General features: G+C 65.9%; 14 protein-coding genes and 1 other RNA gene. 5 read left to right on the plus strand and 10 right to left on the minus strand.

Features of this window, described 5'->3' with window-relative positions:
* Positions 1–127: 127 nt before the first annotated feature.
* The 4 genes from ARC23_RS18030 to ARC23_RS18045 all read right to left on the minus strand — a co-directional run bounded on the left by ARC23_RS18030 (position 128) and on the right by ARC23_RS18045 (position 4,932).
* The gene (locus ARC23_RS18030; protein WP_057498467.1) at positions 128–499 is read right to left on the minus strand and encodes a DUF805 domain-containing protein; all 372 of its coding nucleotides are present in this window, start codon (positions 497–499) and stop codon (positions 128–130) included.
* A 263-nt stretch (positions 500–762) separates the two neighbouring features.
* Positions 763–1,209, minus strand: coding sequence for a DUF805 domain-containing protein (locus ARC23_RS21385; RefSeq protein WP_080393110.1), 447 nt, complete (start codon positions 1,207–1,209; stop codon positions 763–765).
* 63 nt (positions 1,210–1,272) lie between these two features.
* On the minus strand, positions 1,273–1,686 hold the full coding sequence (locus ARC23_RS20910; RefSeq protein ID WP_160321669.1) for a hypothetical protein: 414 nt from the start codon (positions 1,684–1,686) through the stop codon (positions 1,273–1,275).
* Positions 1,687–2,556: 870 nt separating this feature from the next.
* The gene (locus ARC23_RS18045; protein ID WP_057498470.1) at positions 2,557–4,932 is read right to left on the minus strand and encodes an autotransporter family protein; all 2,376 of its coding nucleotides are present in this window, start codon (positions 4,930–4,932) and stop codon (positions 2,557–2,559) included.
* 349 nt (positions 4,933–5,281) lie between these two features.
* On the opposite strand from ARC23_RS18045, the gene ARC23_RS18050 reads away from it, so the two are divergent.
* Positions 5,282–8,524 (plus strand): autotransporter family protein, encoded by a 3,243-nt coding sequence (locus ARC23_RS18050; protein ID WP_057498471.1) that lies wholly within the window; start codon positions 5,282–5,284, stop codon positions 8,522–8,524.
* Positions 8,525–8,706: 182 nt separating this feature from the next.
* On the plus strand, positions 8,707–10,728 hold the full coding sequence (locus tag ARC23_RS18055; protein ID WP_057498472.1) for an acyltransferase family protein: 2,022 nt from the start codon (positions 8,707–8,709) through the stop codon (positions 10,726–10,728).
* 100 nt (positions 10,729–10,828) lie between these two features.
* Here the strand turns inward: ARC23_RS18055 and ARC23_RS18060 are convergent, their stop codons facing one another.
* From ARC23_RS18060 to ARC23_RS18075, 4 genes are all read right to left on the minus strand, one after another.
* On the minus strand, positions 10,829–12,214 hold the full coding sequence (locus tag ARC23_RS18060) for an FAD-binding oxidoreductase (RefSeq protein WP_057498473.1): 1,386 nt from the start codon (positions 12,212–12,214) through the stop codon (positions 10,829–10,831).
* Positions 12,211–12,792 (minus strand): metal-dependent hydrolase, encoded by a 582-nt coding sequence (locus tag ARC23_RS18065; RefSeq protein WP_057498474.1) that lies wholly within the window; start codon positions 12,790–12,792, stop codon positions 12,211–12,213. Before ARC23_RS18065 ends, ARC23_RS18060 begins: the two co-directional genes overlap by 4 nt.
* 113 nt (positions 12,793–12,905) lie before the next feature.
* Positions 12,906–13,274, minus strand: a complete 369-nt coding sequence (locus tag ARC23_RS18070) for a YraN family protein (protein WP_203226377.1) — start codon at positions 13,272–13,274, stop codon at positions 12,906–12,908.
* Complete coding sequence (locus ARC23_RS18075; RefSeq protein WP_057498527.1) at positions 13,264–14,985, minus strand: penicillin-binding protein activator; 1,722 nt, start codon at positions 14,983–14,985, stop codon at positions 13,264–13,266. Before ARC23_RS18075 ends, ARC23_RS18070 begins: the two co-directional genes overlap by 11 nt.
* An 81-nt stretch (positions 14,986–15,066) precedes the next feature.
* Between ARC23_RS18075 and rsmI the strand changes: the two genes are divergently transcribed.
* Together rsmI and rnpB are read left to right on the plus strand one after the other, a co-directional pair.
* Positions 15,067–15,885 carry a 16S rRNA (cytidine(1402)-2'-O)-methyltransferase gene (gene rsmI, locus ARC23_RS18080; RefSeq protein ID WP_057498476.1) on the plus strand — a complete coding sequence of 273 codons (819 nt, stop codon included), beginning with the start codon at positions 15,067–15,069 and terminating at the stop codon, positions 15,883–15,885.
* A gap of 133 nt (positions 15,886–16,018) precedes the next feature.
* Positions 16,019–16,370: RNase P RNA component class A (rnpB, locus tag ARC23_RS18370), an RNA gene on the plus strand.
* A gap of 127 nt (positions 16,371–16,497) precedes the next feature.
* Here the strand turns inward: rnpB and ARC23_RS18085 are convergent.
* Both ARC23_RS18085 and ARC23_RS18090 read right to left on the minus strand, forming a co-directional pair.
* Entirely contained in the window at positions 16,498–16,977 is a 480-nt protein-coding gene (locus tag ARC23_RS18085) for a DM13 domain-containing protein (RefSeq protein WP_057498477.1), read from the minus strand.
* A gap of 253 nt (positions 16,978–17,230) precedes the next feature.
* Positions 17,231–18,019 carry an NRDE family protein gene (locus tag ARC23_RS18090; protein WP_057498478.1) on the minus strand — a complete coding sequence of 263 codons (789 nt, stop codon included), beginning with the start codon at positions 18,017–18,019 and terminating at the stop codon, positions 17,231–17,233.
* Between the two features lie 323 nt (positions 18,020–18,342).
* Here ARC23_RS18090 and mraZ point away from each other — a divergent pair, with 323 nt between their 5' ends.
* Positions 18,343–18,789 carry a division/cell wall cluster transcriptional repressor MraZ gene (gene mraZ / locus ARC23_RS18095; protein ID WP_004143635.1) on the plus strand — a complete coding sequence of 149 codons (447 nt, stop codon included), beginning with the start codon at positions 18,343–18,345 and terminating at the stop codon, positions 18,787–18,789.
* Positions 18,790–18,792: the final 3 nt, after the last annotated feature.

The raw sequence follows: 18,792 nt of genomic DNA on the forward strand, positions 1-18,792 counted from the left end.
GGCTCTGACCCCAAGTGAAGCATCTCGGCATTGCTCGGGTAGGTGCCAACCTTGGTTGGCACGAATGTGTCAGCCGTCCGTGCCAACACCTTGCCGACCATGGCCAACACCTACCAACGCGTGGCGATTACACGTGCGGAACCGGCGCACCGAAGCGGTTGTCGCCCGGGGTGCTCGGCAGCAGCATGAGCACCAGCACCACCAGGCCCGCAATCGGCACCAGCATCAGCAGGTACCACCAGCCGGAACGGTCGGTGTCATGCAGGCGGCGCACGGTCGCTGCAATCATCGGCACGATGATCGCCAGCCACACCAACGCGCCCACGCCCGTCGATATCAGTGCCAGCGTGCTTGAGCCGGTGTAGCCAGCAATGAAGCCCAGCACATTCGACGGTATCAATACGATCACGACGAACAGCTGGAACCACCAGAACTCGCTGCGACTGGCGCGCCCGCTGAACTGTGCGTAGCGGGTAAGCGGAATCATCATCTTGTGCATCTGGGCACCCCTCGAAAAGAAGTGCGCACTATTGGTGATCCTGTGATGATGAGCCATCGGAATCGTTGCAATTGCGCCCAGCGTGCGACTGAACTGAGCGCTACCCTGCACTTCTCCTTGTTGGATGCCTACGCCGCAATTATTGGAAACTGGAGAAACAGGAGTGCTTGCAGCGATGTGGCGAAAGCTGTCAGCGCGTGCAGATCGCGACAGTCTCTGTAGAGCATGGCGTTAGCTCGGCCCCACAAAATGCGAAATCGGAACTAGCGTGGCGCGGGTCCATAGCGGTTTTCGCCCTCCTGGCCGGGGCGAAGCATTTGCAGCAGTACAAAGGCAGGTCCAAGCGCGGGGATCATGAACGTAAGGCACATCCACCCAGATTGTCCCAGATCTCGAAATCTACGCGCGACGAGTGCATGGAACGGGACGAGGCTGAGCATGATGTAGCCAAACCAAATGTACGCAAACAGATCGCTCAATCGCATGCCTCCGCCCAGGGCGCCAGGCGGAAGTCGGCGGGAGGTGTATGCGGCGATACCAATGATCGACACGCTCACCATGAGCTGAAGAAGGAAGAACAGCCAGAACTCCCGTCTTGATGATCGACCTTTGAAGCAGGCGAAAAGGCGAAAGGGACGTAGTGCAAGACTGATCATGTTGAAGTTGGATGATGGGCGGGTCGCCGAGCGTATCGACCCTGTCTGGAGCATGCGATACAAAAAGTTGCAGATCGCCCCGTCTTCAGCGCCGTCGCGTCTATTGATGAATCAGGTCTATCGATTGGTGGGATCTCTTGTCGTGAGCTGGATCTTCTCTGATTTTGCAAAGGCGTCCTGGGCGTCACTCAGCCGCTGGAGGTCTCTATCCATGCGCTCGATGGCAGGCTCCAAACGGGCTAGAATCGATGCGGATTGCTCAGTGGTGTAGCCTTCTGGAAGCTCTGCCAGGGTCACCATGACAGAGAACATGTCTTCGGCGCTTTGTAATGATGTCAGTAGATGCTGGTGAAGATCAGCTGCCTCGGAGCGATGTGTCATGCGTTCTGCAGCTGTTCGCCGCTCGACGGCATTCTTGTGCGCCACCTGTAGCCGATACCGGAACTTGGAGAGGTCATCCCCGTTATCGATTGCGCCATAGAATTCATCTGCCCATGGTCCGCCGTTCCACGTATTGACCGTGTCGACCAAGCTGTTCCACTTCGCTACGTTTTCCTCCAGATAGCGGTCATTCGGATAGACGTACCCGCGCGTATGTGGGAGTGGATCACATGCCGTAAGAAGGCCAAGAGACAGGAGCAAGAGAAGACGGGTCGCGCATTTCATGTGAGGTGCCAATGGCTAGGAGGATGGCTTAAGCCTGTCGTGGTCAGGTGGACCACAAGGTGCTGCGATGCTCGACCCGGAGATCGGGCATCCAGTGGTCCGTGAGTCTAGGAGCATGGATGTACGACGCTCAAGGTCAAAAGCGACCACGGGGTGTTGTAGCGGTTAAGTCGTAGGTATTCCTTGGCAGTGATCCAGCAGTTATGGCCTCCTTCATTGATCAGGCAAGCTCGCTACGAGGTGCGTGCGGTAGTCGGCGACCCGCGAGCGATGCCATCGTCATGGGCGGGCAACCTGCGAGACTGTCGTCGGGTCTTACCAGTGGCCGCTTGAGCGCATGCAGCTTGTCATTCTGACGACGCGTGGTCAGGTCGATGGCCCGCGCTTGCGAGTGGCAGGGTCTGTCGGGAGCGTCCAGGATGTGTGCATCGATGGTGGCCGCACCACTCACGCGTTTCTGCGCCCGGATCTGGTCGATGAGCTCACGATCTCAGACGACGGACTGGCTCGAACGACATGCGAGGTCGTTCGTTGAAGGCGACTTGCCACGCGTGATTGCCAGAAGAATGCATGATGTACGCCCCAGCCGCGCCGACATTGATGGTTCCCTGCAGTCGAGCCATGCTCGACTGTTTTTGGCCGCGGTCGAGAAGAGCCAGTCGAGCATGGCTCGACTCTACAGAAAGCAGAAAGCAGAACGGCGCCGGATTGCCCCGGCGCCGTTTCAGTTCTCCCTCACCACTTGTACGACATGCTCAGATTGGCGGTGGCTTCGCGGTACCCATGATCACCACGCATCACGCCGAAGCCACCCCAGGCGCTCAGCCCGGAACGGAAGTCCACGCGCGCACCGGCATTCAGCTCGTAGCGGTTGCGCGGCACGCTGGCCTTCAGCGCCTCATCGTCGAACGCCATGCCGTTGCTGGCCCCGTCGCGGTACCAGTTGGCCGCCACATACGGGCTGACCGACGCGCCGGCTGCGCTGCGGCCCTCGCCCTGCAGGCGCAGGCCCGCGCGGCCGGACAGGCCACTGTCGCCCAGGCTGCGCACCACCGTGCCGTTGGTTTCCTCGTGGCGGTCGGTGTTGCCGTCGGTGTAGACCAGCTGCAGTTCCGGCTGCAGGCTCAGCGCGGTGCGGCCGATCTGGCCGATACCAATGCGGTAACCCGCTTCCAGCGACGACTGCCAGATGTCCGAGTCGTAGCGTTCCTCGGCCAGGCCTTCGCCCTGCACGCGGTTGCGGAACTGGCCCCGCTGCACGCTGGCATCCACATACAACGCATCGTTGCTCCAGTTGCCGTACACGCCCAGCGCGCCGCCGTTGACCTTGCCGCGTGCGCTGTAGCCGGTCAGCTGCGAACGCGAGCTGGCGTCGGACCTGGCCAGCGTGCCCATCACGCCCACGCGTCCCTGGCCGTTGTCGAACACGCCGATGTCCGCACCCAGCTGCAGGCGCGAGCGGTCCACGCGCAGGTCCAGCTGGTCTTCCACCGCCGACAGCGTGCTCTGGGTGGCATCCACGCGGGCCCAGCCGCGCACGCCATCAACGGCGGAGGTGCTGCCGCCCTGGCGGTCGCGCCAGCCGTGGCGCAGCAGCTGGTCCATCGCGAACTGGTTGGCCAGGTAGGCGCCGGCCTCCGGGCGCAGCACCGGCGTGGGGTCGACCGGGTCCACCGGATCGATCGGCGTGCACTCCGGCAGCGTGGGATCCACCACGCACGGGTCCGGCGTGCCGGCCAGCTCCGAGCGCAGGTACCAGCCACCGTTGGTCGCGTCCTTGAACAGGAAGTACTCGTACTGCCCGCCCACTGCGCGGCCCTGCAGATCGAACTGCGCATTGGAGGCACCGCCCACGCGGATCAGCTCGATGCCCTTGTCGGTCTTGGCGCCTGCACCGCCGGCATTGAGCACGCGCACATTGGCCTGGCCATTCGAGTCGCCCTTGATGATCAACTTGTCGGTGGCCGAGCTGTCGTCACCCAGCTGGGTGTTGAACAGCAGGGTGCCCCCGGCGCCATCGAAGGTATCCACGCTGAGCGTGTTGAAGGTGCTGCCATTGCCCAGCGCCACAGTGCCGGTGCTGCCCAGCGCCAGGTGGCCGATGTTGCTGTCGCCGGTCATCAGCCAGGTGCTGTCGCTGTCGATGCTGGCCGAGGTGACATTGATGAAGCGGCCATCGATCTGTGCCTTGTTGCGCAGAGACACGTTCAGTGCCCCGAGCGTGGTGGCGGTATCGAAGTTGACGTTGCCGATCAACCGCGCGTCATCCACGGTGAAGTTGACCGTGCCTTCGCCGGCACCTGCTGCAGGATTGCGGGTGCGGAGCAGCAGCAGGTTGCCATCACCGGCGATCAGCTGCGAGCCGTTGGCTACGATGATGTCGTACTGCGCGTTGGGAGTCAGCGAGAACGGAGCCACGCGAATGGCGGCACCGGTATCGGACTTCAGCACCGAGTTGTCGACCCGCAGCGAAAGACCGCCGGTGAAACCGGGCAGATCGCTTCGACCTGCAAGGTAGGCTGCCGTGTTGCCACCCTCGACGCGGGACCCGTTCTGAATGGTCATGTCGCCGAAGAACATGCGTACGCCATGACCATTGTTCAGTTCGGTGGCACCAGCGGGCAATTCGGCACGGACGAAGCTGGAATCGACGATGGCCGAGGCGGTGGTGCCGTTGATGACAGTGCCGTGGGTCAGATCGATGCCAATGAAGCTTGAGCTGTTGATCCGGCTGCCCACGATATGGGCGGAGGCCGTGTCGTAGACGCTGACCGTACCGTCGCGGACGGTCGATCCGGTCATGTTCAACGCCGAGTTTCCCTCCATCCGCACCAGCGCACGACCACCGGTAGTGGCCGACGCAATGGTTGCGTTGGTGAGGGAGACGGTGGAGTCGGTGCTGGTGATCGAATCGGTCTGCGCACCGGTAACGGTCAGCGTCGAGCCATTCTTCAAGGTCCAGGCTTCCACTGCATCGCCCGCAACAACCTCTGCGGTCTGGTCATCCAGGTCGCCTGCCAATGCGGCGCCGGTGGACACCGCCGAGAGTGCCAGCAGCAGGCCGCGTGCAAGCGGCCGAAGCGACAGGAGATGGACGGGATGAAGGTTCATGGTGTTGTCCTTTGCATGGAGAAGCGAGCGGGACACTGCACGACAACCGGAAACCCCTGTTCAGCGGGGTGACGTATACGACTGCGACTTGTGAAAATTCTGTGAGGCAATCCGGAAGATGCGAACAAGCGTGTCGGGAACGGCTGCCAGTGTCCGATCGCATCGCCATCGTTCCCATGCAATTTGTTGCAAAGGCGGCTTGCCATATCCGCCAGGGACGGGTGACGTTAAGGCAGCTGCGCCGGCATTGCGGCCAGGTGCGACATTCTGGCGCAGCCCGCATTGCAATCATTTCGATGGAGGCGCAGGGGGCATGACGGCAGGCTGTGCGCCCGTCTGGAGATACCCCATGCCTATTGCGCTCCCTCTTCGCCACCCTTTGGCCGCTGCCCTGGCTGCTGCACTTGTTCTTGCTCCCTCCGCCCGCGCCCAGCAGGTCGTGGCCGACGGTACTCTCCAAGAACCTCCTGCGGGCGAGTACCGCACCACCGAGCCGGTGCTGCCCGGAGACCCGGCGGGCTACGTGTTCTACGCGCTCAATAATGGTCGCATCGAAACGACGGACGCGATTGTATTGCGCTCCGAGGGCGCGGGCGCCGCCGCTGTCCGGCTGGAGGGGAGCGGCACAACCATCGATCTGATGGAAGTTGCCGAGATCATAACGCTGGGCGACGGGGCTGCCGGTATGTCCGCGCAGGATCGCGCGCAACTGCGTGCCGAGAATGTGCGCATCGACACGCAAGGGGTGAACAGCCATGGCATCGAGGCCAACGCTGCCTCGGCGGGCGTGAGTGTGGGCGAGATCACCACCCGTGGTCGGGGCGCGCATGGACTGGTCGCCAGTGCTGGCGGCTTCATCAACTTCCTGGGAGGAAGCGTTATCGCCGAAGGGGCTAATGCACATGCCGCCCTGGCCAGTGGTGCCGGCAGCGTAGTGCATATGGAGTCAACAACCCTGACCAGCCGCGCCGCCGGTACGACCACCGCGCTGGCAACGCTGGGCGGGGCGCTGGAGCTGCGCGACAGCCACGTGGTCCATGAAAGCAATGGCTTTGGTGTGGTCGCCCAAGCCGGAAGCAAGGCCACGCTGGAGGATGTGCACATCCAGATGCAGGGCGGTACGTCATTCGGCCTGTCCGGCGGTGGTGAGATTGTCATGACCGGTGGATCGATCACTGCGCTGGGTGTGGCCAGCACGGCAGTGAGCCTCAACGAGGGACAGGCGCGCGTGGAGAACGTGCAGGTGCAGGGAACCAACGGCATCCTCCTGCACGAGCGGAGCCTGCTGGATCTGGTCGGAAGCACGGTGACATCCAGCGGGGTCGCGTTGGACATCAATGGCATGGGCAACGTTGCCAACGTGCAGGGCTCCAGCCTGCACAGCACGGGCGATAACGCCGCCGCAGTACAGGTTTATCAGGCGTCCACCCTGGACATGCGCGGAAGCGTGATCCGCACCGATGGTGATCGCTCGGTGGGCATCGACAACCGGGCTGGAACCGTGACGCTGCAGGAGGTCGACATCCTGACCCACGGTGCGTCAAGCCACGGCCTTTACTCCGAATTTCGAGGCTTTGGCAGCCGCCCGCAGATCAACGCGACGCTGTCGCGCATCGAGACATCCGGTGCCAGTGCCTTCGGCGCCCTGACGCGTGCAGGAGGCTCGCTCTCGCTTGCACAGAGCCAGGTGCTGACCACCGGTGAGGGCGCACACGGGGTACTGGCCGGCGGCAGTGGCACCCTGGACCTGGCCGGGACCCATGTACGCACCGAGGGCGAGGGCGCGTGGGCGGCGGTGATCAATGACAACGGTCGGATGCGCATCGACGGTGGTTCGCTGGTAAGCGCCCAGCATGGCGGTGTGTGGGTGCGCAGCAGCCGAGACCCAGGCCTGACCCTATCCAATGGCGCGTTGGTATCGGGCGGCAATGGCATCGCCTTGGCACTGGATGCGGCCGTGGCTGGACGCTTCGACGTGGTGCTGGAGGGCGGCTCGCAGATGGAGGGCGACATCGTCATCACCCCGGAGGATGAGGATGCGGGTCTGGTGCCGCAATCCGAAGTGCATGTGCGCCTGGCGGATGGATCGTTGTGGCAGGGATCGTCGGGTCTGGTGCAGACGATGGCGATTGAAGGCGGCAGCCAGTGGACACTGACCGGTGATGCCACGGTGGGCGAGCTGCAAGTGCTCAACAGTGGCGTGGCATTGTCCGACGGAAGCGGCCGCTTCAATACGCTCACCGTGGATGGCGACCTGCACAGCGAGGGCGCGACATTCCTGTTCCAGGGCGCGCTGGCCGGCGATGACAGCGCGATTGACCGCCTGCACGTGCGCGGCGACACCTCCGGCGACGCGCTGATTGCAGTCAAGAACATCGGTGGCGTGGGCGCGCCGACGGTCGATGGCATCCAACTGATCGAGATCGACGGTGCATCACTGGCGAGCTACGCACTGAGCGGCCGCGCGGTGGGCGGATCGTACGAATACTTCCTGTTCCAGGGCGGCCTGGCGGATCCTGCCGATGGTAACTGGTACCTGCGTTCGCAATGGTTCGATGTCTGCAAGGACAATCCGGCTGCGCCGGGATGCGTGGTCGATCCGGGTCCGGATCCGATCGACCCGACGGATCCCGTCGATCCGGTGGATCCGATCGATCCGATCCTGCCGCCGCCGGTACTGCGCCCGGAAGCCGGTGCGTACCTGGCCAACCAGTCGGCTGCCGTCAACATGTTTTCCCATCGCCTGAACGACCGCATCGGTGCCGTCTCGCGGGATGAAGGCCGTGCCGCGTGGGCGCGCGTGGGCCGGCAGCAGGCGGACTTCAGCGCGGTCGGTGGTCAGCTGTCGATTGATGGCAACACCTCGGTGCTGCAGATTGGCACTGACCTGATTCGCCGAGGCAATGCAGCGTTCGGTGTGATGATGGGCACGGGTCGTGCCGACAGCAGCGCAGTGTCCGATCTGACCGGCTACAGCGCCAAGGGGCGGGTGCGTGGCAGTGCCATGGGTGTGTACGGCACCTGGTTGCAGGCGGCTGACGGCACGCAGGGTGCGTACATGGATGCGAACCTGCAGTACGGCCGTTTCGATAACCGGGTGCAGGGTATTGGCCTGGCGCCGGAGCACTACGATTCGCGCATGGCCAGTGCGTCGCTGGAGACCGGCTACACCTTCAATGTGTGGCAGGGTGCCGCCAGCGCGCTGTACGTGCAGCCGCAGCTGCAGCTGAGCCATGTCGATTTCCGCGCCGATCGCCACGTGGAGAGCAATGGCACGGTGATCGATCACGCCGATGCCGGTGGCCTGAGCGGGCGCCTGGGCGTGCGCGTGTTCGGCCACGGCACTGCAGCCGGCAACACCGTGCAGCCGTACCTGGGTGTGAACTGGCTGCGTGGCAGCGGCAACAGCACGTTGCAGTTCAACGGTGACGCGCTGGGCGCGGACGCGCCGCGCAACCGCTATGAGGTGCAGGCCGGTGCCGAGCTGAAGATGGGCCAGCGCTGGGGCGCGTGGGCTGGCGTGAGCGTGCAGCGCGGTGATTACGGCTACCGCAATGTGGGCGGCCAGCTGGGACTGCGCATGGCCTGGTAAGAGGCGATGGAGATGCGGACGCGCCGGGTCATGCCCGGCGCTTTCTTGTAGAGTCCAGCCATGCTCGACTGATCGCACCGGCGGTCTGCACCAATCGCAGTCGAGCATGGCTTGGCTCTACAACCGCGTCGAGAAGGGGCCGGACCTGAACCATGTCCATGTCTGTCGCGATTGTCCATTGAATGACTGCGCAAACGGTGGCGATGCTGCCGCCCTGTCTTCTGCTGGTTGCCCGCATGTCATCTCCCGAACGTTCCCACAACGCTGCCATCGATGGCCTGCGTGCATTGGCGGTGCTGGCCGTCGTGGTCTTCCACACCAATGCGACGTGGCTGCCCGGCGGCTTCACCGGCGTGGACCTGTTCTTCGTGGTGTCCGGCTTCGTGATCAGCCAGTCGCTGGCCTCGCGTGCCGATGCGTCACTGGGCGCATTGCTGCTCGACTTCTACCGGCGCCGCGTGCTGCGCCTGCTGCCGGCGCTGCTGGTGATGTTGATGGCCACCTTCGTGCTGTCGGCGTTGTTCATTCCCCGCGCGTGGCGCAATGAACAGTTCGATCAGACCGGCTGGGCCGCGCTGGTCGGCTTCAGCAACATCGTGCTGGCCGGCCAGCAGGACGATTACTTCTCACCCGGCGCGGAACTCAATCCCTTCCTGCATACATGGACGCTGGGTGTGGAGGAGCAGTTCTACCTGGTGTTCCCGCTGCTGTTCTTCGTGTGGCTGCGCGGGCGCGAACGCTGGCCGTGGGCGCGCTGGCTGTTGCCGGTGCTCACCGTGCTGTCGCTGGCGTGGGCAGGCTGGCAGGCGCAGACGGCACCGGCGGCAGCGTTCTATCTGCTGCCTGCACGGTTCTGGGAGCTGGCTGCGGGCGCGCTGCTGTACCAGTGGATGCGTGAGCGCGTGCCGGGCCAGAGCGGTGGCACGGTTGCAGCGGTCGGTCTGGCACTGCTTGGTACAGGCGTGGTGATCGCCCCTCAGCTGGCGATGCCGGTGCCGGGCGTGCTGGCCACCGTCGGCGGTACGTTGATGCTGTTGGCAGGCGTGTCGGCATCGGGAACATCGCGCATGGCCCGCGCGCTGGGCTGCGCACCGTTGGCCTACCTGGGCCGGCTGTCCTATTCGCTGTACCTGTGGCATTGGCCCCTGCTGGTACTGCTGCGCTGGACGTATGGCCTGCACGGTGCCGCGCTGTGGCTGTATCCGGTGCTGCTGCTGGCGGTATCCGCCGTGTCGTATCACTTCATTGAGCGCCCGTTGCGCAGTGCGGCGCCGCTGCTGCGGCTGGCACCGGCCAAGGTGCTGGCGATGGCATTGCCGGTGGTCGTGCTGTGTGGCGCGGGTGCCTGGGCTACCGTGGAATACCACGAGCAGGTCTCGCTTAGCGTCACCCGCGACGGCTACGCATGGCAGGCGCGCCGCTACCCGGCGTGGCGCCCGCTGGAGCCGGTAGATGCACCCGCGCTTGAAGGGCGGCGCCTGTTCGTGGCCGGCGATTCGCATGCGGCGGCCTACCGCACGATGACCAGCATGGTCGCGCGCCAGACCGGTATGGAGGTGCGCCAGGATGATCGTGGCGGCTGCAGCTTCGTCAATCTGCTGCGGGCCAGCCCGGCCGATTGCCAAGGCTTCATTGAAGACGCGCTGACGAACATCGAGCACGAGGCGCGTCCGGGCGACATCGTGTTGCTGGCGGCCCTGCGTATGCCGGAGCTGCGTGGGTTTGACTGGCAGCGCCAGGATGCGCAGCAGATCTATCAACAGCTGCTGGACGAGCGCACCCCGGCCCATGCACAGGCTGCGCGTGATGAGGCGGATCGTGTTCTTGGGCGTCTGCAGAAGCTGGGCGTGCACGTGGTTGTGGATGCGCCGCTGCCGTTGTTCAAGGCCGGGGCCTATCGCTGCTCGGACTGGTTCAACCGCCACAATCCGGCCTGCGCGGGAGGCCTGAGCATGCCGCGCGGTGATCTGGAGAGGCTGCGTGCACCACAGATGGCGTTGCTGGCCGAGCTGGCAGCGCGCTATCCATCGCTCACGGTGTGGGATCCGCTGCCGCTGCTGTGCGGGCCGAAGACCTGCTCGGCGGTGGAAGACGGGGAGCCGTTGTTCTTCGATAACGATCATCTGAGCGGGCATGGCAACCGTGTGCTGTTGCCCAGCTTCCGGCAGACGCTGATCGATATTGCGAGCGACAAGCCGGTGTAGAGCCGAGCCCTCGCTCGGCTGCTCTGCGTTCCACAGGCGGGAAGCCCGCGCTGCGCGCGGTGAACCGAGCATGGCTCGGCTCCACAGGAGCGCGCGCGGTTTATGCCGGTGGCAGCACCTTGCCCGGGTTGAGGATGCCATCCGGGTCCAGCGCGGCCTTGATTGCGCGCATCGTCGCCAGCGTCGCCGGGGTGAACGCCTGCGCCATGAAATCGCGCTTGGCCAGGCCAATGCCGTGCTCGCCGGACAGCGTGCCACCCAGTGCCAGCGTCAACTCGAAGATCTGCGGCAGCGCGGCATGCGCGCGTGCGTTCTCGTCGGCATCGTCCGGGTGGTAGAGGATGTTGACATGCAGGTTGCCGTTGCCGGCATGGCCGAAGGTGACGATGGTGAGCGTGTAGTCGCGTGCCAGGGCCTGCACGCCGGCCACCAGTTCCGGAATGCGCGACACCGGCACCACCACGTCTTCATTGATCTTGCCCGGCGCAACACTGCGCAGCGCGGGCGACAGCGCCTTGCGTGCGGCCCACAGCTGGTCGCGTGCACGGCCTTCCATCGCCACGTCCAGTTGGATCATGCCGTCGCCTTCAGCGGCGCTGGCCAGTGCCTGCAGCAGATAGGGCAGGGTGTCGTGGTCACCATCGGCTTCCACCAGCAGCATCGCACCAGCCTCCGGAACATCGGCGCCATTGAGCCGCAGTAGCTCCAGGCTGCGCGCGTCCATGAACTCCAGGCGGGTGGGCACCACCGGCTGCGACATCAATCGCGATACCGCGGCGGCGGCGGCATCGGCATCGCGGTACAGCACGCGCAGCCCGGCCTGGCTGACCGGCAACGGGGTCAGCTTCAGCGTGGCTTCCACGATCAGTGCCAGCGTGCCTTCGCTGCCCACCAGCAGATGGGTGAGGTCGTAGCCGGTGGCGTCCTTGGTGTAGGCGCCACCGCATCGGATCACCTCGCCGGTTCCGGTCACCGCCACCAGGCCCAGCACGTTGTCGCGGCTGGTGCCGTACTTCACTGCGCGCGGACCGCCCGCGTTGCAGGCCAGGTTGCCGCCGATACTGCAGATCTCGGCGCTGGAAGGATCCGGTGCCCAGAACAGGCCATGCGGGGCCAGTGCCTGCTGCAGGGTGCCATTGAGCACGCCTGGCTGCACGACCGCGCAACGGTCACCGGCGCGGATCTCGACGATGCGGTCCATGCGGGTGAACGACAGTACGATGCTGCCCGGCTGCGGGACGGCTGCGCCGGTGGTGCCGGTACCGGCGCCACGTGCGACCAAGGCCACGCCATGCGCGCGGCAGGCGCGCACCAGAGCTTGAACCTGTTCGATGTCGGCTGGCAGCGCCACGGCTGCCGGGCGCTGGCGGCGCCATGAGTTGTCCTGCGCGTTGGCCTCCAGCGCGCTGTCATCCATGCGCCAGCCCTCCGAGCCCAGCAGGGCGGACAGTTCGGCAACCAGGGCAGCAGGCAGGGCAGGACTCATGACAGGTCTCGGGTGGCGGCAGGTGCAGGTTGGATCAGTTTCCAGGCGACAACGGCGCCAGCCAGCGGCAGCCACACCCAGCGCAGTTCGGAGAGCAGGGTGGCCAGGCCGCGCGCGCTGAAGAACTGTGGCGCGAACGGTGACACCCGGATCGGTCGCCACGGCGCGAAGAAGCGGTGTTCATTCCACGGCCAGGCCAGCGCGACGCCGAGGCCACCTGAAGTCATTGCATCGAGCAGTGGATGGCTGGCGGCGCAGATGAAGACGAATACCGCCGCTTGAACGGTAGATGCCAACCTTGGTTGGCGCACACCGGCCGACCAAGGTCGGCGACTACCCAAGAGCGCCAACACCGCAGCCAATGCCGCCAGCACGCAGGCAAACAGCAGCGAATGGCTGGCGCCGCGATGGCCGAAGGCATCGGCATACGGAATGTGCAGTGCAAAGGCCAGCACATCGGCATCGGGCAGCATCGCTGCGACCACGCCCGCAACCAGCAGGCGCGGTGGGATGCGGCCACGGTCAGCGGCGCACCACAGCGCCAGTGGCACGGCGGCATGAGTGATGATCGAAGGCATCAGTCACGCACCCTGGTCGTGCCGGCCAGACTGTGCGCTCTGGTAGGTGCCAACCTTGGTTGGCACAGAAAGCGCCGACCAGGGTCGGCTTCTACCAAAGCAAACGGTACCCATCAGCAATCATCCAATCGGAACGCATCACGCAGCCACCGCAGCTGCGGCGGCTCGCCCGTGGCGTCCACCACATCGAAGCGGCACGGCGCATTGGCCAGTGCCGGGTGGTCCTGCAGGTACAGCTGCGCGGCATGGGCCAGGCGCCGGCATTTGCGCGCATCCACCGAAGCGGCGCCGCCACCGAAATCCGATCGCGCGCGGTAGCGCACTTCCACGAACACCACGGTGCCGGCATCGTCCATCACCAGGTCCAGTTCACCGCAGCGATAGCGCACGTTGCGTGCACGCGGCCGCAGCCCGGCCTGTTGCAGGTGCTGCTCGGCGGCCGCTTCCACCGCCGAGCCCCGTTGGCTGCGCTCAGCGACCACCGACGATCGGCATCGGCCGGCCGCCATTGAAGGTCGACCATGCCGGCTGGCGCAGGATGTTGCCGTTGCTGTCCAGGAACAGGGTGCCGGTGGCACCGTCCAGGCCGCCCTCATTGGACAGCTTGTCCAGGTAGGCGGTGATCTTCCAGGCGTCGGCGCCGAAGGCGAACAGGCGGCCGGCCGCACCGCGTGCGCTCGGCAGGGTGCTGGCCACCTGGCTGGCCGATGGCAGGCCGGACACGCTGCGCACGTTCCAGGCTTCGTTCGGGTAGACAATGCCGTCCAGCGCCACGTCTTCTTCCACCTTGCCGCTGCCGACGGTCAGCTGCGAGGTGCCGACGCGGGTCGCGCCACCGGCACCGGCCAGCGCCAGCTGCGGCGCCAGCAGGCGCGCCTGCGGTGCACGCACGGCCAGGAACACGGCATCGACCTGGCCCGCGTTGCGCACCTGCGCGCCGACATCGCCGACGGCATCGCTGACGCCGACAGTGGCCACCACCTGGCCACCGCGCTGGGCGAAGCGCTGGGCGAAGGCGGCAGCGGCACGGCGGCCGGTGTCGTCGGCGCTGTTGATCACCAGCGCCTTGCTGCGTTCGCGGCCGCGCAGGTATTCGGCGGCCACGATGCCGTCGTCTTCCGGCGCCAGCGAGAAGCCGGCGCTGCCGGCCGGCGGGGCATCCTTGCCGCGGTTCAGCGCCAGCACCGGCACTTTCAGTTGCTGGCGGCCATACACCGCGTCCACTTCGTCGCGGCCCAGCGGGCCGACCACGAAGTCGGCCCCGGAGGCGACGGCCTTGTCGTAGGCGGCCAGTGCGCCGGCCGGGGTCCCGGCGGTGTCGATGAAGTTGATGTCCGGGCGGCGCCGGGTCTCGCCGTAGTAGGCGGCCAGCAGGCCATCACGCACCGGCTGCGCGGCGGTGGCCAGGCGGCCGCTGAGCGGCAGCAGCACCGCCAGCTTGGCCGGCGGCCGGTAGCCGTCGCTCAGTGCCGGCGGGCGCTTGCTGGTGTCGAACTGGGCGGCACCATCGCGGTCGAACGGACGCGGCAGCGGCAGGCCCCGCGCGATCAGTGCGCGGCCGGCGAAGTTGTACAGCGGATCGTTGGCCGGCAGGGCCGCGGCACGGCTGCGCAGGGTGGCGTCGTCCAAGGTGCCGAGCAGGCCGGCGATGGCGGACTGGTTGTCGTTGCGGGCGCTGCCGGTCAGGCCGGCATGGGCACGGGCGCGCTCGGTAGCTGCACCAAAGGCATCACCGGTGGCCTGCAGGGCATTGGCGCGGGCCAGGTACCAGCGCGTGCGCAGCGCCGGCAGCACGTTGTCGCCGCTGTCCTTCAACAGCGCCAGCGCCTGCGCCGGCTGCTTGTCGGCCAGCGCCAGCTCGGCACCGGTCAGCTGGTAGCGCTGCAGGCTGGCACCGGACAGCTGGCGGGCGCTGAGCTGGCCCAGCAGGCTGCGTGCGCGGGCGCTGTCGCCGGCCAGGTTCCAGGCCCAGGCGGCGTCGGCCAGTGCGTTGCTGCGGGCACCGCCGCGCAGCGTGGCGGCCAGGCCTTCCAATTGCAGTGCGGCGTCGCGCGGCTTGCCCTGTTCGATCAGCGCCAGCGCCTGGCTCTGGGCCGGCGAATCGGGGGTGCTGGTCAGGCTGGTGGTGGCACAACCGGCCAGCAGCATCAGCGACAACGACAGGGCGGAGATCCGTGCGGCGGGCTTGTTCATGATCAGGTCCATGCGATGAGGGCAGCGGCCTTGGCCGGGTACACGCTACGATTCTACCCTTGCCCCGTGAGTACCGCTGAAATGAGTGTCCCAACCCTGTACGTCGTCGCCACCCCGATCGGCAACCTGGCCGATCTGAGCCCGCGCGCACAGGAGGTGCTGCGTTCGGTGGCCGCCATCTGTGCCGAGGACACCCGCCGCAGCGGCCAGCTGCTGTCCCACTTCGGCATCCAGCAGCCGCTGGTGGCCCTGCACGAGCACAACGAGGAAGCGCTGTCGCAGCGCCTGGTGTCGCGCCTGCAGGCCGGCGAGTCGCTGGCGCTGGTCAGCGATGCCGGCACCCCGCTGGTCAGCGATCCCGGGTTCCGCCTGGTGCGCGCGGCCCGCGCGGCGGGCATCAAGGTCAGCCCGGTTCCCGGTGCCTGCGCCGCCATCGCCGCGCTGAGCGTGGCCGGCCTGCCCAGCGATCGTTTCAGTTTCGAGGGCTTCCTGCCGGCCAAGGCCAGCGGCCGCCGCGACCGCCTGCAGGCGCTGGCCGGTGAAGTGCGCACGATGGTGTTCTACGAATCCTCGCACCGCATCGCCGAGTCGCTGGCCGACATGGCGGCGATCTTCGGCGGCGAACGCCCGGCGGTGCTGGCCCGCGAGCTGACCAAGCTGTTCGAGACCGTCCTTGATGGCGACCTGGCCGGCCTGCTGGCCAGGGTCGAGGCCGACGAGAACCAGCGCAAGGGCGAGTTCGTGGTGATGGTGCAGGGGGCGGGTGACGATGAGGAAGCGCAGCTGGCACACGGCCGCCGCGTCTACGCGAAGCTGAGCGAGCACCTGCCGCCGTCAACCGCCGCCAAGCTGGCCGCGGAACTGACCGGTGCGCCGCGCAAGGCGTTGTACGGTAGTTGATGGATCGTGCGGACCAAGGTCCGCACCCACCAGGCAGCAGCATAGGTGGATCCACGCCAAGCGTGGACGGATGAACCGGCTGCCGCGATCGGCACGGCAGGAAGGGCGTGCGTGCGCTAGAATACGCGCTGGCGGAGCCGGCCAGACAGTCGCGTCATCCCTTCGGGGGTGCCGAGGAAAGTCCGGGCTCCATAGGGCAAGGTGCCAGGTAACGCCTGGGCGGCGCAAGCCGACGGAAAGTGCAACAGAAAGATACCGCCTACGTCTTCTTCGGAAGGCCGGTAAGGGTGAAATGGTGCGGTAAGAGCGCACCGCGAGTCTGGCAACAGACCGGCACGGCAAACCCCACCTGGAGCAAGACCAAATAGGGATCCTTTGGCGCGGCCCGCGTTGGATCCGGGTAGGTTGCTTGAGCGTTGCGGTGACGTAACGCCTAGAGGAATGACTGTCCACGACAGAACCCGGCTTATCGGCCGGCTCCGCCTCTTTCTTCTATATGCATGAACCGCGCATCGGTAGTGCCGGCCGCTGGCCGGCAGCTTCACGATGCCAGCAGCGGCGGACAGAGTGCTGCCGGCCAACGGCAGGCACTACCTCGACGTCGCGCGGTCCTCAGCCCGGCATGCGGTACTGCCCGGCGGAAATGAACTGCGAGAAGCGCTCGCACCACACCACGATCGTGGTGTAGTCGTCCACATCCACGTTCGCGGGCACCTCGACCAGGAAGCGGTTGAACGTCTTCACCTCGCCGATGCGCTGGGCCTGCGCCTTGACCTTCAGGAAGTCGGCCTTGTTGTCGACGAAGTCACGGACCAGGTACACCTTGTAATCCGGTCCCGGACCCATCTTGCCGTCGAACGCGACCTGGCGCGGGCTGACGCTGACGTTGCCTTCCGCCCAATGCACCGCATCACTGCCCTTGAGGTCGCGGCGAAAGGTGGTGCGGTAGGGGGCGTCTTTCATGGCCGCCTGCACCTGCGCGACCGGCGGGTCATCGGGGGCGATCAGGATCGGCAGGAGATAGACGCCCAGGCCGAAGCCCAGGCCGAGGGTGAGCAGGTGGGTGGCGAGCAGGATGAGGATGCGGCGCATGGGGCCTCCTTGTGGTTGCGGTCGATCGCGCGGCGAAGTGCCGGGCGCGACCACCCTGGGAGGTCAGGGCCGACATTTATAGACACAGTGCCGAATGCGAAAAGGACACAGTGGGCAGGCTGCGATGCCGGGAGCCCCGTGGCACGGGCGGATCAGGGTCGCCGCTGGAAACTGAATGACGTATCAGGCCTGTTGCGATGACGCCTGCCGCCGCGTCGATGGCGACAACGGCGTGCAGGTCGTGCCGACCGGGTCAGAAAATGACGTGGCTCTGTCCGATGGGGACACCCTGCGGGCCGAAGCGGCGCTCGTGGATCTCGCCGTGGCCGTCGGCATCGATCAGCAGCACCGTGCTGGCACGGGTGCCGTAGTCGTCGCCGCGGATGAAGGCCGGGCTCAGCCAGCGCTCGCGTTCCAGGCCGATCCCGGTGTCGGGCAGGTCGCTGTCGGCGGGGCGGTGTTCGTCGGCCAGCGCGGTCCATAGCGGGGTCAGGTCCGGGGTCGGATCCCTTTCGCTTTGCGACAGGGATCCGACCCCGTCTTTCTGCAGCCAGGCTTCAAGGGCCGCCATCAACCGCCGGGTCTTCGGCCAGGGCGCATCCAGCGCACCGTTGGACATGCCATGCACGCCCGGGCCGAGTGTCTGCCGCTCGGCCGGATGGTTGCCCAGGTACTCCAGGCTGTCGCGATCGGCCAGCAGGAGGTTGAACGGGGCATAGGCGCCGGCCACGGTCGCCAAACGCTCGATATGGACCGCAGCCGGGTCGCGGCCACGCAGGAAGTCGGCCACCAGTGCGCCACGCGATGGGCCGGTCTGGGCGGCCAGTGGATCGCGGACATTGGTGACCACCGCCATCCGGCCCGCAGCACCCACCCCGGCCCAGCCGCCACCGGAGCGCAGGTCGCGCCCACCGATGACGGAGGTCTCGTCCTGCCAGGGGGCCAGCGCCGCCGTCGGGCGGGCGTGGAACTCATCACGGTTGCCGGTCATCACCAGCCGCCAGCGCGGGTGGTGCATCCAGCCAAGAGCGAGCAGGCACATGGCTTCATTGTGCACCGTTTGCGCAGTCCGGCGCCGTTTCCGACCCGCTGCGGATGAATGCGCAGCCGATGTTTCACGCCCTGTCCACACCCCTGAACTTCCGTTCAATCTCAAAAATTGAGACGGATCAGCAACTTGTGGATAAGCCTTGAACAATTCTCTAAAGGTTGTTGCAAGCCATTGATGCGGCTGGCGATTTCCCTGCTGAAAAGTTGTTGACAACCCTTCGCCCGCTGCTAAGGTGGGCATCAGAGGGAAATCCGGGTGTTTTGTGGGTTTTCGTGGTTCAATGTTTCACCGGGCGAAGGATAGGTGCACGCGTCGTGTTCCAGGGCGAGACGGCCATCACAGTTGACGACAAAGGGCGCATGGCGGTTCCCACCGCTTACCGCGACCTCGTCGCGCGCGCCAGCAACAACCGTCTCGTTTTGACCTACAACCCGTTCGAAGCCGGCTGCCTGTGGCTGTATGCAGAGTCGGAATGGGAGCGGGTCCGCGACGATGTGATGTCCAAGCCCAACACCCAGCGCGTCGTGCGCCTGTTGCAGCAGAAGCTGGTCGGCTCGGCCGCCCATCTGGAACTGGACGGCAACGGTCGCATCAGCATCCCCGCCAGCCACCGCGGTGCGGTGGGCATTGAGAAGAAGGCGGTATTGCTCGGTATGGGCGACAAGTTCGAATTGTGGAGCGAGCAGGCGCATCGGGCCCTGATCCAGCAGACGTTGTCTGACGAGGATCTGGGTGATGGGTTGCTCGACCTGAAGTTGTGAGCC

It is taken from the genome of Stenotrophomonas beteli (assembly GCF_001431665.1).
GTDB lineage: Bacteria > Pseudomonadota > Gammaproteobacteria > Xanthomonadales > Xanthomonadaceae > Stenotrophomonas > Stenotrophomonas beteli.

Excerpts from the sequence above, each read along its gene's own strand:
- ARC23_RS18030 (WP_057498467.1), bottom strand. The coding sequence starts at position 499 with ATGCACAAGATGATGATTCCGCTTACCCGCTACGCACAGTTCAGCGGG.
- ARC23_RS21385 (WP_080393110.1), bottom strand. The coding sequence starts at position 1,209 with ATGCTCCAGACAGGGTCGATACGCTCGGCGACCCGCCCATCATCCAAC.
- ARC23_RS18045 (WP_057498470.1), bottom strand. The coding sequence starts at position 4,932 with ATGAACCTTCATCCCGTCCATCTCCTGTCGCTTCGGCCGCTTGCACGC.
- ARC23_RS18050 (WP_057498471.1), top strand. The coding sequence starts at position 5,282 with ATGCCTATTGCGCTCCCTCTTCGCCACCCTTTGGCCGCTGCCCTGGCT.
- ARC23_RS18055 (WP_057498472.1), top strand. The coding sequence starts at position 8,707 with ATGACTGCGCAAACGGTGGCGATGCTGCCGCCCTGTCTTCTGCTGGTT.
- ARC23_RS18060 (WP_057498473.1), bottom strand. The coding sequence starts at position 12,214 with ATGAGTCCTGCCCTGCCTGCTGCCCTGGTTGCCGAACTGTCCGCCCTG.
- ARC23_RS18065 (WP_057498474.1), bottom strand. The coding sequence starts at position 12,792 with ATGCCTTCGATCATCACTCATGCCGCCGTGCCACTGGCGCTGTGGTGC.
- ARC23_RS18075 (WP_057498527.1), bottom strand. The coding sequence starts at position 14,985 with ATGAACAAGCCCGCCGCACGGATCTCCGCCCTGTCGTTGTCGCTGATG.
- rsmI (WP_057498476.1), top strand. The coding sequence starts at position 15,067 with ATGAGTGTCCCAACCCTGTACGTCGTCGCCACCCCGATCGGCAACCTG.
- ARC23_RS18085 (WP_057498477.1), bottom strand. The coding sequence starts at position 16,977 with ATGCGCCGCATCCTCATCCTGCTCGCCACCCACCTGCTCACCCTCGGC.
- ARC23_RS18090 (WP_057498478.1), bottom strand. The coding sequence starts at position 18,019 with ATGTGCCTGCTCGCTCTTGGCTGGATGCACCACCCGCGCTGGCGGCTG.